Raw genomic sequence first — 13,414 nt, 5'->3', positions numbered from 1 at the left:
TGTGCCGCGTCCCGTAAACCTGCGCACGCGCGTGCAGCCGACAAAGGGCGGCGTCCCGGCGTCGGATGGTCCGTCACAGGCAAGATTGCCCCGCAGCACAGCCCCCGCACAGGAATCCAGCCGACGCTGAGGGCACAACAGCAGAGGGAGCCGGCAGGTTCCTGTTCCGAGGAGCACATCATGGACCAGCAGAACAACCGGGCCGTCCCGCAACCGGCAGAACAGAACGGGGAGCCGCAGCCGGCGCCTGATGCGGCGGGCAGGCCCGGCGCAACGGAGGGCCATGGCAGCGCGGCAAACCAATGGGAGGTCTTTCCCGCCGGACGCGGCACTGGCCATGGACCGTCCGGATGGGAAACCCCGGGCATCACGGAGGGTACTGCGCCGGAGGACCGGCGAGGCGCCGGCTCCGCCCCTGGAAGCGGTTGGGGTACGACGGCGGAGCCTCCCCGGGCAGGCAGCCCGGCGTCAGAGTGGGGTACGACGGCGGAGCCTCCCCGGGCAGGCAGCCCGGCGTCAGAGTGGGGTACGACGGCGGAGCCTCCCCGGGCAGGCAGCCCGGCACCGGTGTGGGGTACGACCTGGGCGCCTGCGCAGGAGGGACCGTCCGGCGGAGCTGAGGGCAGGGGCCGGCCGGCCCGGAGGGGCCTCATCATCGGCGGGGTTGCAGTGGCGGTGGCGGCGGCCGCAGGCGCCGGTGCCTACGCGGCCGGCCACAGCCAGGCGGTTGCTGCGGACAACACGCCGGGAGTGGGAGGAACTGACGGGCAGGCCGGGGCCGGCGGGCAACTCGTGCCGGGCGACCAGCCCGGCATGGCCGCTCCCGACGGCTCCACCGGCGGCATGGACGGCGGCAGCATGGCCGGACCGGGAGGGCTGGGAATGGGCATGGGCGGCCTGAACACCGCCATCCATTCCGAGTACGTGGTCCTGCAGGACTCGTCCTACGTGACCATGGCATCGCAGACGGGCACCGTCACCAGCGTCTCGTCCGATTCCTTGACGGTGAAAAGTGATGACGGCTTCAGCAGGACCTACGCCGTGACATCAGACGTCCAGGTATCGCAAGAAATGCGGCAGCGGGGCGCCGGAAGCACCGGCACGAGCCTGGGCCTGTCCGCCGTCACCTCCGGGGCGACTGTCCGGGTCACGGCCCTCAAGGAATCGGACACCTGGACGGCCCAGTCGATCCTGCTCCCGGCCACCAGTTCCTCCGGAGCACAAGGGTCAGGCACCACCACCAACTGACCGTGAAGCGTGGTTGTCCGGGCGGGCAGGGTGAGAGTCCGCACCCGGATGCCCGGGGCCAAAAACAGCTAGGGCGCGGCCCGGGGCTGGACAAGAGGCTTGCCCATACAAGGCGATTCAACGTCAAACGCATGAAATTCAGAGCGATTCGATGGAAGGGTGTTTTACCGAACAAAGTTCGCTGATCGACCCTCGGCAAGGCTTTAATCCGGATAACGAACGTTATTATTTGGCTTCGCTGAAATCGTGATCTGTCGCACATTTTGCGGATTCGTCTCACGATGCGGACTATCTGGTCCATTGTTACTTGCAAGTTGGCATTGTTACGCTGCACACTTCCAATGTGAACAAGAACTCAACAGCACCTGCAGCCGCAGAATATTGGCCCAGCACATCCGCTGCTGCCGACATGCGCTGTTGTCGAATGCACGCCTGACCTTCCACCACCCCATCGAAGTTCTTAGGCATTCGCCCCCAGCCCAGCGTCGGGCGCCCCTCCCCAGTTCGCAGTGCGGGGAAACCCAGCATTCGAGCCGCGCCAGCGGCCATTCACATTGAGGTAAGCATTCCATGTCAGTTGCATCCGGATACGTCCACATCTCCGTCCGTAACGCCGCCAAGGCAGGCCAGCCGTCCGGCCTACGCCCGGGCTTCGGACCCCGCCCGGCGCTTGCCCCGTCCTCCGGAAGCAGCTTCCCGGCCCAGGGCTACGCTCCGCAGGGCTACAACCCCAACTCGTACGGCCAGCTCCGCGCCGTCCAGCCTTCCGAGGCGCCAGCGCCGGTCACGGCACCCACGCCCGTCGTGGCTGGGCCCAACACCGTCCGCCCCGTCCCCAACGAGAACGTCGCCCGTGGATTCGTGCTCTACATGGGCATCGATGAGGAAACCGCTGCCGCGGCAGGTACCTCCATCGCCAAGCTGGCCCAGGAGATCCGTGCCTACGCGCAGTCCCTGGTCACCGGCGCCGAAAGCTACGCCGCGGTTGCCGTGGCGCCGGCCGGCACCCCCGGTTCCGCGCTCGACGTCGTCCGTTCCACGTTCGGCGACCCCACCGTCAATGCCCGGCAGCGCACCGAGGCTCCGCGGCCCCAGCAGCCGCAGGAACCCCGCCCCTCCGGCGTCCTGATCGACCTCGCCCGGCGCGAGGTGCACCTCGACGGCGAATCCCTCAACCTCACCTTCAAGGAGTTCGAGCTCCTGAACTACCTGGTGGAGAACGGCACCCGTACCGTGGGCCGCGACGAGCTGCTCGAGGGCCTGTGGCGCAACGCTGAGGAAGTCCCCAACGAGCGCACCATCGATGTGCACATCCGCCGCCTCCGCTCCAAGCTGGGCCGGCTGGCCAACACTGTCCGCACGGTCCGCGGCCAGGGCTACCGCTTCTACGAGCACCCCGAGGTTGTCGTCTGGGCCGCTCCGGAATACTCAATCTAGAAACTCTCATCACCGCAAGAAGGCGGCACGATCCCTCTGCGCCTGCGCTCGTTCCTCCCCACCGCCTCCCTCGCCTCGCAAGCTCGGCCAGGGAACCTGGGCGGCGTGGGCCCTGTAACAACGGCGCTTTCGGGATGTGCCGCCTTCTTGCGGTCGTGTTTTGCCCAGCCAAGCATTGACCTCAGCGGCTAAGTCGTTTGGATAGGCTTGGGGTATGAGTGAGCACCACCTTCACCGGCTTGTGATCATGCGGCACGCCAAGGCGGATTGGCCCGGAGGCGTGGCGGACCATGAGCGGCCCCTGGAGGAGCGCGGACACCGCGAAGCGCCCCTCGCAGGCCGCTGGTTGCTCAAGCACAACATCATCCCGGACTTCATCCTCTGCTCCAGTGCCCTGCGCACCCGGCAGACGTGCACCTGGGTCTGTTCGGAACTCGGCGACAAGGCGCCGACCCCCAAGCTGGAAGATGGGCTGTACGCCGCCTCGGCCCTGCGCATGCTTTCCGTGGTCAACCACGTTCCAGACACCGTGACCACGCTGATGCTGATCTCGCACCTGCCGGGCGTCCAGGACCTGGCGATGCACCTGGCCTCCCGCGACTCGGACCACGACGCCTATATGGATGCCGCCACCCGCTATCCCACCAGCGCCCTGACGGTCCTGGAGACGGAGAAAACCTGGGCCGAGCTCGACGGTCAGGACGCCCGGATCACCAGGTTCAAGGTTCCCCGGCCCCACTAGCAGCGAGCTCCCGCAGCAGCTCCGACGCGTACCGGATGCCGGGGCTGGCCGTCATGGTCCTGCGGTGGACGATGCCCACCTGACGCGCCTGGACGGGGTCGGTGACGGGCACCGCCACGACGTCCCCGGGTAACGCGGGGCGGCCCAGCCGCGGAACCAGGGCCACCACGGCGGCCTGCTCCACCAGGGCGATGTGGGTAGCGAAATCGGGGTCGTAGACCTTGATGTCGGGAACCCGGCCAAGATCGGCGAAGATCCTCAGCAGGGCTTCGTTGCAGATGGCTCCGTGCGGGGTGCTGATCCACTGCTCATCCACCAGGTCCGCCGGTGTGACTCCCGGGCGCCCCGCCAGCGGATGGCTGCTGTGCACCAGGACGTCGGCGATGTCCTCACACAGCCACTCCAGCGACAGGTGCTCGGGAATTACCAGCGGCACGGAATTCCAGTTGTGCACCAGACCCAGGTCCGCTTCGCCGTTCGCCACGCGGGCCACGGCCTCGCGTGGGTCTTCGGCAAGGACGCTGACGTCCAGGTCGCTGCCGGCCTTGGCCAGCTTGCCCAGCAGCGGCCCCACCAGCCCGCGGCATGCGGTGGAGAATGCCACCACCCGCAGTGGCCCGCTGGGCCTGGCCGGATCTGCGAGCAGGGTTGACTGCAGTTCTTCGAGTTCGGCAAGGATGCGCCGCCCATAGGCCGCCAGCGCCACGCCGCGTTCGGTGAGCAGCACGCCCCGTCCCCGGCGTTCCAGCACGGCGAAGCCCGCTTCCTTCTCCAGCTTCTTGACCTGCTGGGAGACGGCCGAGGGGCTGAAGCCCATGGCCTCGGAGGCTGCAATGACGGACCTGTGCTGTTCGATCGCGGCCAGGGCGCGGAGCGACCCGATATCAATCATGAAGCAAAGGTACACGATTAGGGATGCAAATAAGCGCTGGTGCTTCATTGGACGTTCTGCCACGCTGATGGGGTGAACCCGCGCAACTCCCTCCTCGCCGTCCTGGTCGCCATCCTGTGGGGCCTGAACTTCGTGGCCATCGACATCGGCCTGCACCCGCCCGGCCAGGACGTCCCCCCGCTGCTGTTCGTCGCCCTGCGCTTTGTCCTGGTGGTGGTTCCCTGGATCTTCTTCGTCCGCAAGCCCGATGTCAGCTGGAAGGCGATCATCGGCGTCGGCCTGTTCATGAGCGCCGGGCAGTTCGGGCTGCTCTACCTCGCCATGGCGGTGGGCATGCCTGCCGGGCTTGCCTCCCTGGTCCTGCAGGCGCAGGTGCTCCTCACGATCCTGTTGGCTGCCGTCTTCCTTGGTGAACGGCCCGGACCCCGCCAACTTGCCGGGGTGTTCCTGGGTGCAGCGGGGCTGGCCGTCGTTGCCGTGGGCCGCAGCGCCGTGGCACCCCTGCTGCCCTTCCTCATCGTCCTCGCGGCCGCACTGTCCTGGGCCGCCGGGAACGTTATTGCCCGGAAGGCGAAGGCGGCCTCGGGGCTGGGCCTGGTGGTCTGGTCCGGCGCTGTTGTCCCGTTGCCGCTGGCCGGACTGTCACTGGTGGTGGACGGCCCGGGCGCGGTGGCGGGCACGCTGGCGCACCTGCAGGCTCCCACTGTCCTCAGTGCGCTCTACACGGCTGTATTCGCCTCACTGGTGGGATACGGGATCTGGAACCGGCTCCTGGCCAGCCACCCGTCGTCGGCAGTTGTCCCCTTCACCCTGCTGGTGCCGGTGGTGGGCATGGCAACCGCGTGGTTCGTCCTGGGCGAGGTCCCCACGCCGGCGGAAATCAGCGGCGGCGTCCTGCTCCTGGCCGGGGTGGCGACGGCGGTCCTCACCCGCGGCCGCCGTTCCCCTCAGCGGCGCGGAGCGGACCCGTTGCCTGACTTGGGTGCGGGGCGCCGGGCAGGAGCAGCGGGCGACGGCGGCCGCTTGGCTGCCGGGGGCAGCACCCCTGGGGCGCGGGTCCCCGAAGCACTCTGACCCGGGGCTCTCTGGACAGCAGGCCCCTGCGCGCGGGAGCGCTGGCCTGTGGCTTTGGGGCCTGTGACTTTTTGGCTTGGGGTAACTTGGCCGGTGCTGCGCTGGTTGCCGGCGCGCGGGGCCGGTGTCCGGCCGGCTGCTGCCTTGTGGGCGGCCTTGTGGGTGGTGGCCTGCGGGGAGCGGCGTCCCTGCTTCGGCGCAGGGGAACGTCCGGAGGGCCGTGCAGCCGCAGGCCTGCGCATCCCGGCGGTGCCGCGGCGAGACGGCCAGACGACCCCTAGGAAGAGAACTGCGAGGGTAGCCAGCGCAGCGGCGGCGGCCACCATGAAGTAGTTGTCGGGATCGTCGGTGGGCAGGGGAGTGCCAAGGAAGGAGGATTCTCCGTCGAACGCCAGCTCCCAGGTGCTAAGGAACGCGAGCGAGCACGCCAGGGTAATACTGGTGCCGGCTCCCGTTGCCAGCAGGGCCACCCGCCGGCGCCGGCGCAGCAGTTCGGCAACGCCTGCCAGGTAGGCGATCGACAGGACTCCCAGGAAGGCAACCAGCACCGGCTCCGCCAGGGTCATTGCGGTGAGCACCAGCAGCCCGGCCGCGACGATGCCGCACACCACCGCAAATTTTCCGCTGTTCCCCATCTGGCGCATGTGCTCCATCATCCCCGAGGTTCGGCGTCCTTCAGGACGTAGCCGCGCATGATGGCCATGATTGCTGCAACGCTTTGGTCACGAGTGCGTTCGGGGTTGTAGGTCTGCCGGTCAAGTCCCACTACGAAGCACGCGCCGAAGATGGCCGTTTCCAGGCTGCCGCGGGACACGGACGGGTCCACCGGGTATGCCTTGGCCACGTTCTCCACGGCCTGTCCCACCACCTCGAGCAGCTCGCCGCGCAGGACGGCGAAGGTGCCCTGCCATTCGCTGGGGATGCGCCAGTTTTCGCTGACCCACAGCCTGGCGAAGGACGGGTATGCGGCCATGAAGTCCATGGCCTGGCCAATCATCGCTTCCATGGCCAGCAGCGGATCAACCGGTGGCTGTGTTCGGTCGGCCTGGTTGTGGGACCCCGGCGCGTCCAGTCCGCTGCCGGCGGCACCCAGCAGACGGGCTTTGAGGATGTCCACACCGTGCCTCAGGAGCTGGGCGATGAGCTCGGACTTGCTGCCGAAGTTGTAGTAGACCGTTCCCTTGGACACCCCGGCGGCCGCGGCGATTTCGTCCACCGTGACGTTGGCGGCACCGCGTTCCCCGATCAGTTCCATGGACGCATCGAACAGCTTCTGCCTGGTGGCCGTGGTGCGCCCCGGACGCCGCCCCTTGCCGGCGTCGTGTTGGCCCGTGGTCATACGGCGATCTCCGGCTTGAGGGTCTTCAGGGACCAGTACTTGTTCCTGCGGACCGCCAGGGTGGACAGGACCGTGCCCAGCAGGGTGTACCCCACGAGTCCTGCCACGGTGGGAAGGATCATGGAGAGGTCCGCGCCGTAGATAAGGTGCCGCATCCCGGTCACCACGTAGCCCATGGGGAGGATCTCATGCACCACGTGCAGCGGCTGCGGGGTGGTCTGCCACGGGAACGTGCCGCCGGACGAGACGAGCTGCAGCACCAGCAGGATGAGCACCGCCAGCTTCCCGGGAGAGCCAAGCAGCGCCACGATGCCCTGGATCAGGGCGCTGAACGCCATGGCCGCCGCCAGCATGAACAGCCACATCAGCACGGGGTGGGCAGGGTCCAGGCCCAGGGCAACGTTGACCACCAGCGTCAGCAGGGATGCCTGGACCACGGACACGGCCAGGAACGGGAGCCAGCCGCCCAGGGCAATCTTCCACGACGGCGCGTTGGAGGCCAGTGCCCGTTGGGTGATGGGGCGCATGGCCTGCACCAGCATGAAGATGCCGATCCACAGTGCCAGGGTCAGGAAGAACGGTGCCAGCCCCGCCCCGTAGGAGTTCGCCTTGGCCTGGGAGACGTTGCTGACGGCCACCGGGTCCGCCATGACGCGGGACAGGTTGTCCTTCTGCGCGTCATCAGGGTTGGGAACCTGGCCGGCGCCCTTGCCGATCTCGTCGGCGAGCGACCTGGAACCGTCGGCGGCGGTGCCGGCACCCTCCGCCAGCTGCGCGGCGCCGGAATCGAGCCTGCGCGCTCCGTCGGAGAGTTTGGCGGCTCCGTCCAGTGCCGACTGTTCGCCGGTGGCAAGGGCCGCGGCGCCGGTGTGCAGCTGGTCGGCTCCCCCCGAGGCCTGGCTCACGGCGTCCTTCAGTGCCGGAGTGCCGGCGGCCAGCTGGGCCGCACCCACACTGACGGCCTCTGATCCGTCGGCCAGCTGCTGGATCTGTGCCGCATCGGACTGCAGCCGGGTCTTGGCTGCTGCCACCGGACTGGAGGTGGCGGCCGCATCGAAGTCGGCAAGGATGGCGTTGGCCTGTTCCTGGGTCAGGACCCCGGAGGCCACCAGCCTGTTGTTGGATTCCACCACCCGGGTCCGCAGGCCCTGGTCCGCTGCTTCAAGCTGCGATGCCACGTCCTGGACCTTGGCGTTGAGCTGGGCATTGCCGGCTGCCACCTGCGCCGCGCCCGCGGCCAGCGTCTGGGTATCGGTGGGCAGGGACGCCGTCTTGTCCTTCAGCAGCGAAAGCCCGCTGCTTAGCTGCCCGGCGCCGTCGGTCAGCTGGTTGGCGCCGTCCCGCAGCTTCAGCTGCCCGGCCTGCAGCTCCGAGGCCCCCGCGCTCAGTTCCGTGGTGCCCTGGTACAGGGTGGCGCTGCCGTCGCGGAGGGTGGCGACGCCGTCGGCCAGTTGCCCCGCGCCGTCCGCAGCCTTAAGCATCTGGGTATGGATGGTGCCAAAGCCCGTGAGCAGCTGGTTGGCAGTTTCCTCGCCCACCTCAGTAGCGACCGTGCTGTGGACCGCCGTGGTCAGTTTGTCCACGATGGTGCTCAGGAGGTAGTTGTTGGCGTCATTGGTGGTGACGTTGAGCATGGCCTGGCTGGCGGAGTCGAAGCTCCCCGGGGACGCAAGGTTGGCCGAGAAATCCTTCGGGATCTTCAAGGCGAACGCGTACTGGCCGCTGCTGACCCCCCGGTCCGCCTCGTCGGAGTCGGCTACCGGAATCCAGTGGAAGACGTTGCCTTCCACCAGGCTGTCGGCCACTTTGGTTCCGGCCTCCAGCCGGGTTCCATCGCTGGTGGCGGCACCCGTGTCCTCCACCACCAGCGCAGCATCCAGGTTGTTCAGGTGCCCGTACGGGTTCCAGTTGGCGTACAGGTACACCGCCCCGTACAACAGGGGCACCATGGTCAGGGCGAGGATGGTCAGTTTGGGCAACAGCCCGCCGGTCATGCGCTTGAGTTCTGAGCGGGCCAGCCGCAAAACGGTCACTTGGCAACCTCGGTTTCGAGTCGTTCAGTCCGGGCATGCTGCCCGGTGCGTGCAGGGGCGGCCGGGGCGCCGGGGACGTCAACGGTGCCGCGGTCAGGGTCTCCCGGAGCCCCAGGTCCGTCGGGAACCGGCTGCCCGGCGGGCAGGTCGTTGCCCACGGACGCGGCGGGACCGTCCCACGACGGCGGAAGGGCCCGGACGGTGGCGACGACGGCCAGCGGCCTCCCGCCGTCGGACGCCAGTTCCAGGAGCCGCGGAAGCCAGTTGTCGACGTCGGCGCTGTGCCGGTCCGGCGAATCCACCACCAGCAGGTCCGTGTGGGGGTTGGCCAGGGCCAGCGCCGTGAGCAGCTCAAGGCGCCGTGCCGGTTCCAGCTGCTCGGACCAGAGCCCGGCGATGTCCTCGAAGCGGTTCACCTTCAGCCATGGCCCGCTCAGCAGGGCACCGCGGTAACGGCGCGGCACCAGGGCGAGGTCCTCGGTGACAAGGTCCCGGACGCTGAGGTGTTCCTCGGGCTCGTTGACGCCGGGGGAATCCACCAGGGCGCTGGCCAGCCTGAGCTGGCGGGTGCGCTGGTGCCTGTCCCACTCCACCGTCCCGCCAGTGGCCTTCATCCGGCCGCTCAGGGCGAGGGCAAGGGCGGTGCGCTGGTCCTGGCGGTCGCCGGACACCAGCAGCAGCTGCCCTCTCCGCACGGAGAGGGTGGTGGGGGGAAGGAGGGGGTCGCGACGGCCTTTGACGGAAAGCTGGCGTGCTGAGAGCAAGGAAAGCCTTTCACAGAATGTGCGTCTTCCCAGCGTAACCAAACTGACCGGTCAGTTCAAATACTGTTCCTAGAGGCCGTACTTTTCCAGCAGCCGCAGCCACACCTCGCTGATGGTGGGGTAGGAGGGAACTGCATGCCAGAGCCGGTCCAGGGGGACCTCGCCCACCACGGCAACGGTGGCGGCATGCAGGAGCTCGGCAACGTCAGGCCCGGCAAACGTGGCTCCCAGCAGAACCTTCCGGTCCTCGTCGATCACCAGCTGGGCCCAGCCCTCGTAGTTCTCGGCGTGCAGCGAGGAACCCGCCACCTGGATGGGAAGCTCCACGGAGGAAGCGTTGTAGCCGTCCTTGCGGGCCCGGTCCAGGCTGCGGCCCACCGTGGCAAGCTCGGGGTCGGTGAAGACCACTCCGGGGACGGCGTGTTCGTTGGCGGTCTGGGCGAAGCGGCTCCAGTCCGCCGGGCGCCCGTCCAGCCCGCCCTTCGCCCTCGCGGCGATGGCGTCACCCGTGGCCCGGGCCTCGTACTTGCCCTGGTGCGTGTACAGGTTCCTGCCGGCAGCGTCGCCCACCGCGTACAGCCAGGAACCTTCGCCGCCGGCGCCCGTGACGAGCCCGGTGTTGTCGGTTTCCAGGCGCAGCCGTCCTTCTTCGTCGGGCTCAAACCCCACGTGCTCCAGGCCAAGCCCGGCCAGGGCCGGGCGCCGCCCGGTGGACACCAGGACCTTGTCCGCCGTGAGAGTGGAACCGTCAGCCAAGGCAATATGAACCGTGCCGTCGTCGTTCGCGTGGATCCGCTCCGTGGCCGTGTGCAGGCGCAGCTCCACGCCGTCTGCACGCAGGCCGGCGGCCACGAGCTGTGCGGCCTCCTCCGGAAAGCTGCCCAGCAGGCCGCTGCGCGCAATGAGGGTCACCGAGGAACCCAGCCGGGCAAAGGCCTGCGCCAGCTCGGTCCCTGCCACTCCGCCGCCCAGCACCGCCAGCCGCTCAGGCACCTCGCCCGCGGACGTGGCCTCCCGCGTGCCCCAGGCGTCCACGTCCTGGAGGCCCTCGATGGGTGGCGTGTTGGGGACGGACCCGGTGGCTAGGACCACCGCGTGCCTGGCCTGCAGCCTGTGCTGCGTGCCGTCCAGCCCTGCCACCTCCACCGTGCGGGGCGCGGTGAGGGCGGCGCGGCCGCGGACCAGTTCAATCCCGGTGTCGCTGACCCAGTCCACCTGGCTGTCGTCCTGCCAGTTGGAGGTGAAGTAGTTACGGCGGGCCAGTACCGCGGCGGCGTCTAGTGTCCTGGTCACGGCTTCTTTGGCCCCGGGCGTGGTTTGCGCCCCGTGCAGGGCGGTGCCGGGCCGCAGCAGCGCCTTGGAGGGCATGCATGCCCAATAGGAACATTCACCGCCCACGAGTTCAGCCTCCACGAGGACCGCCGTCAGGCCGCCCCGAACCACCCGGCCTGCCACATTTTCGCCGGCGGCTCCGGCGCCGATCACCACTACGTCGAAGTCGCGCCCCACGGGCTCAGGAATCATGGGGACAGCCTACGCCCGGGGGAGGCATGCGCAGGGTTAAAGCAAAAGGTCCGCACCGGCGAACCGGTGCGGACCTTGTCTGGTGCGCCCAAAGGGATTCGAACCCCTGACCTTCTGTTCCGTAGACAGACGCTCTATCCAGCTGAGCTATGGGCGCATTCCGTTTCCCTTGGAGAAGAACCGCTCTCCCGGGAACTCGAATTACTTTACGCGAGTCTCGCCGCAGGACCAAATCGAAACGGGTGTAATCTCCGCAACTAGACCGGTATAGGTGACCTTGCTCACTTAATCGTAGACTTTTCCGCAAATATTCCTTGAATTCTCGCGGAATCAGAATTTAGGGCGAACTTGTAGCAAGCAAACTGCCAAAAACCGGCAGTGGTCCGGACCATAGCATTTAGGACACACCGATGAACCCGAGGAAGGGAACTGCAATGGGCGATCTGGCGCAGAAGCCGCTGCTTGACGAAGCACCCACCACACATGCCGGTCTGCTGGCATGGGTAGAAGAGGTTGCTGAGCTGACCCAGCCGGACCGCATCTACTGGGTTGACGGGTCCGAGGAGGAGAACACCCGCCTCACCGACGAGCTCGTTGCAGCCGGGACCCTGACCAGGCTCAACCAGGAACTGTTCCCCAACTCCTTCGCGGCCTTCTCGGACCCCGCTGACGTTGCCCGCGTCGAGGAACAGACCTTCATCTGCTCCGAAAACAAGCACGACGCCGGCTTCACCAACAACTGGATGCCCCCGGCTGAGATGAAGGAGAAGCTGCGCGGGCTGTTCGCCGGCTCCATGCGCGGCCGCACCATGTACGTCATTCCTTTCGTCATGGGCCACCTTGACGCCGAGGATCCCAAGTTCGGCGTCGAGATCACCGACTCCGCCTACGTCGTCGCCTCCATGCGCATCATGGCCCGCATTGGCACGGACGTCCTGAACCGGATCACCGAAACGAACGCTTTCTTCGTTCCGGCGCTGCACTCCCTGGGCGCCCCGCTGGAGCCCGGCCAGGCGGACGTGCCGTGGCCGTGCAACCCGGACAAGTGGATTGTCCACTTCCCCGAAGAGCGCTCCATCTGGTCCTTCGGCTCCGGCTACGGCGGAAACGCCCTGCTCGGCAAGAAGTGCTACGCCCTGCGCATCGCATCCGTCATGGCGCACGACGAGGGCTGGCTGGCCGAGCACATGCTCATCCTCAAGCTCACCTCGCCGGAAAACAAGACGTACTACGTCTCGGCCGCTTTCCCGTCTGCCTGCGGCAAGACCAACCTTGCACTCCTGGACCCCACCATCAAGGGCTGGAAGGTCGAAACCCTGGGTGACGACATCACCTGGATGCGGTTCGGCAAGGAAGGCGAACTCCGTGCGGTCAACCCGGAAGCTGGCCTGTTCGGCGTGGCTCCCGGTACCGGCTGGGGCACCAACCCCAACGCCATGCGCGCCATCGCCAAGGGCAACAGCATCTTCACCAACGTTGCGCTGACCGACGACGGCGGCGTCTGGTGGGAGGGCATGACCGAGGAAACCCCGGCGCACCTCACCGACTGGCAGGGCAACTCCTGGACGCCCGAGTCCGGCAAGCCTGCTGCGCACCCCAACTCGCGCTTCTGCACGCCGATCGACCAGATCGACATGCTGGCCGAGGAGTACCACAGCCCGAACGGTGTGGAGCTGTCCGCCATCCTGTTCGGCGGACGCCGCAAGACGACCATTCCCCTGGTCACCGAGGCCCGCGACTGGACCAACGGCATCTTCATGGGTTCCACCCTGTCCTCGGAGACCACCGCTGCCGCGGCCGGTGCTGTGGGCGTGGTCCGCCGCGACCCCATGGCCATGCTGCCCTTCATCGGCTACGACGCAGGCGACTACCTGAACCACTGGGTCAACCTGTCCGCCAAGGCCAACCCGGAGCGCCTGCCCAGGATCTTCCTGGTCAACTGGTTCCGCCGGAACTCCGAGGGCGGGTTCGCCTGGCCCGGCTTCGGCGACAACGCCCGGGTCCTCAAGTGGGCCATCGAGCGCCTCGAGGGCAAGGCCGACGCCGTGGAGACGCCCATCGGCTTCGTGCCCACCGGTGACGCCATCGACCTCGAAGGCCTGGACATGACCCCCGCTCAGGTGGAGGAAGCAGTCAAGGTGGATCCCGCTGAATGGGCCACCGAGCTTGCCTCCATCGAAGAGTGGTTCGGCAACTTCGGCGAATCCCTGCCGGACGCACTCCGAAAGGAACTCGACGGCCTGAAGAGCCGCCTGGCCTAGCGGTTCTTCGCTGAGTTCGACGGCGGCCCCGCACCTTTTGCGAAAAGGTGCGGGGCCGCCGTCGTTCCCCACGGGTTCCCATCGATTGCTCCAAAACGGC

At 67.7% G+C, this 13,414-nt stretch carries 10 protein-coding genes and 1 tRNA gene; 5 read left to right on the top strand and 6 right to left on the bottom strand.

The features are described 5' to 3' along the window. The first annotated feature begins 180 nt into the window (after positions 1 to 180). The 3 genes from AS031_RS19855 (at position 181) to AS031_RS14270 (ending at position 3,427) form a co-directional block, all read left to right on the top strand. Complete coding sequence (locus AS031_RS19855) at positions 181 to 1,248, top strand: hypothetical protein (RefSeq protein WP_141688845.1); 1,068 nt, start codon at positions 181 to 183, stop codon at positions 1,246 to 1,248. Positions 1,249 to 1,818: 570 nt separating this feature from the next. Further along, a complete protein-coding gene (locus tag AS031_RS14275) occupies positions 1,819 to 2,685 on the top strand; it encodes a winged helix-turn-helix domain-containing protein (RefSeq protein ID WP_058268830.1) in 867 nt (288 codons plus the stop codon). 214 nt (positions 2,686 to 2,899) lie between these two features. After that, positions 2,900 to 3,427, top strand: coding sequence for a SixA phosphatase family protein (locus tag AS031_RS14270; RefSeq protein WP_058268829.1), 528 nt, complete (start codon positions 2,900 to 2,902; stop codon positions 3,425 to 3,427). Here the strand turns inward: AS031_RS14270 and AS031_RS14265 are convergent. Further along, positions 3,405 to 4,319, bottom strand: a complete 915-nt coding sequence (locus AS031_RS14265; protein ID WP_058269034.1) for a LysR family transcriptional regulator — start codon at positions 4,317 to 4,319, stop codon at positions 3,405 to 3,407. The two genes, AS031_RS14270 and AS031_RS14265, sit on opposite strands and share 23 nt — an antisense overlap. A gap of 72 nt (positions 4,320 to 4,391) precedes the next feature. Here AS031_RS14265 and AS031_RS14260 point away from each other — a divergent pair, with 72 nt between their 5' ends. Then, a complete protein-coding gene (locus tag AS031_RS14260) occupies positions 4,392 to 5,393 on the top strand; it encodes an EamA family transporter (RefSeq protein ID WP_058268828.1) in 1,002 nt (333 codons plus the stop codon). A gap of 652 nt (positions 5,394 to 6,045) precedes the next feature. Here the strand turns inward: AS031_RS14260 and AS031_RS14255 are convergent. The 5 genes from AS031_RS14255 to AS031_RS14235 all read right to left on the bottom strand — a co-directional run bounded on the left by AS031_RS14255 (position 6,046) and on the right by AS031_RS14235 (position 11,210). Beyond that, a complete protein-coding gene (locus AS031_RS14255) occupies positions 6,046 to 6,732 on the bottom strand; it encodes a TetR/AcrR family transcriptional regulator (protein ID WP_058268827.1) in 687 nt (228 codons plus the stop codon). Beyond that, positions 6,729 to 8,765, bottom strand: a complete 2,037-nt coding sequence (locus AS031_RS14250) for a YhgE/Pip family protein (protein ID WP_058268826.1) — start codon at positions 8,763 to 8,765, stop codon at positions 6,729 to 6,731. Before AS031_RS14250 ends, AS031_RS14255 begins: the two co-directional genes overlap by 4 nt. After that, a complete protein-coding gene (locus AS031_RS14245; protein WP_058268825.1) occupies positions 8,762 to 9,529 on the bottom strand; it encodes a hypothetical protein in 768 nt (255 codons plus the stop codon). Before AS031_RS14245 ends, AS031_RS14250 begins: the two co-directional genes overlap by 4 nt. 69 nt (positions 9,530 to 9,598) lie before the next feature. Next, positions 9,599 to 11,053, bottom strand: coding sequence for a dihydrolipoyl dehydrogenase family protein (locus AS031_RS14240; protein ID WP_058268824.1), 1,455 nt, complete (start codon positions 11,051 to 11,053; stop codon positions 9,599 to 9,601). 80 nt (positions 11,054 to 11,133) lie between these two features. Beyond that, positions 11,134 to 11,210 (bottom strand) — tRNA-Arg (locus AS031_RS14235). Between the two features lie 277 nt (positions 11,211 to 11,487). Here AS031_RS14235 and AS031_RS14230 point away from each other — a divergent pair. Further along, entirely contained in the window at positions 11,488 to 13,314 is a 1,827-nt protein-coding gene (locus tag AS031_RS14230) for a phosphoenolpyruvate carboxykinase (GTP) (protein ID WP_058268823.1), read from the top strand. The last annotated feature ends 100 nt before the right edge of the window (positions 13,315 to 13,414 follow it).

This window comes from Pseudarthrobacter enclensis (assembly GCF_001457025.1).
Classification (GTDB): Bacteria; Actinomycetota; Actinomycetes; order Actinomycetales; family Micrococcaceae; genus Arthrobacter; species Arthrobacter enclensis.
Note: the sequence above shows the minus strand (reverse complement) of the source record. Positions and strands in the feature narration are given on the sequence as shown.

Bases quoted from the DNA above. Each gene is read 5' to 3' on its own strand.
- AS031_RS19855 (WP_141688845.1), top strand. From the start codon at position 181: ATGGACCAGCAGAACAACCGGGCCGTCCCGCAACCGGCAGAACAGAAC.
- AS031_RS14275 (WP_058268830.1), top strand. From the start codon at position 1,819: ATGTCAGTTGCATCCGGATACGTCCACATCTCCGTCCGTAACGCCGCC.
- AS031_RS14270 (WP_058268829.1), top strand. From the start codon at position 2,900: ATGAGTGAGCACCACCTTCACCGGCTTGTGATCATGCGGCACGCCAAG.
- AS031_RS14265 (WP_058269034.1), bottom strand. From the start codon at position 4,319: ATGATTGATATCGGGTCGCTCCGCGCCCTGGCCGCGATCGAACAGCAC.
- AS031_RS14255 (WP_058268827.1), bottom strand. From the start codon at position 6,732: ATGACCACGGGCCAACACGACGCCGGCAAGGGGCGGCGTCCGGGGCGC.
- AS031_RS14240 (WP_058268824.1), bottom strand. From the start codon at position 11,053: ATGATTCCTGAGCCCGTGGGGCGCGACTTCGACGTAGTGGTGATCGGC.
- AS031_RS14230 (WP_058268823.1), top strand. From the start codon at position 11,488: ATGGGCGATCTGGCGCAGAAGCCGCTGCTTGACGAAGCACCCACCACA.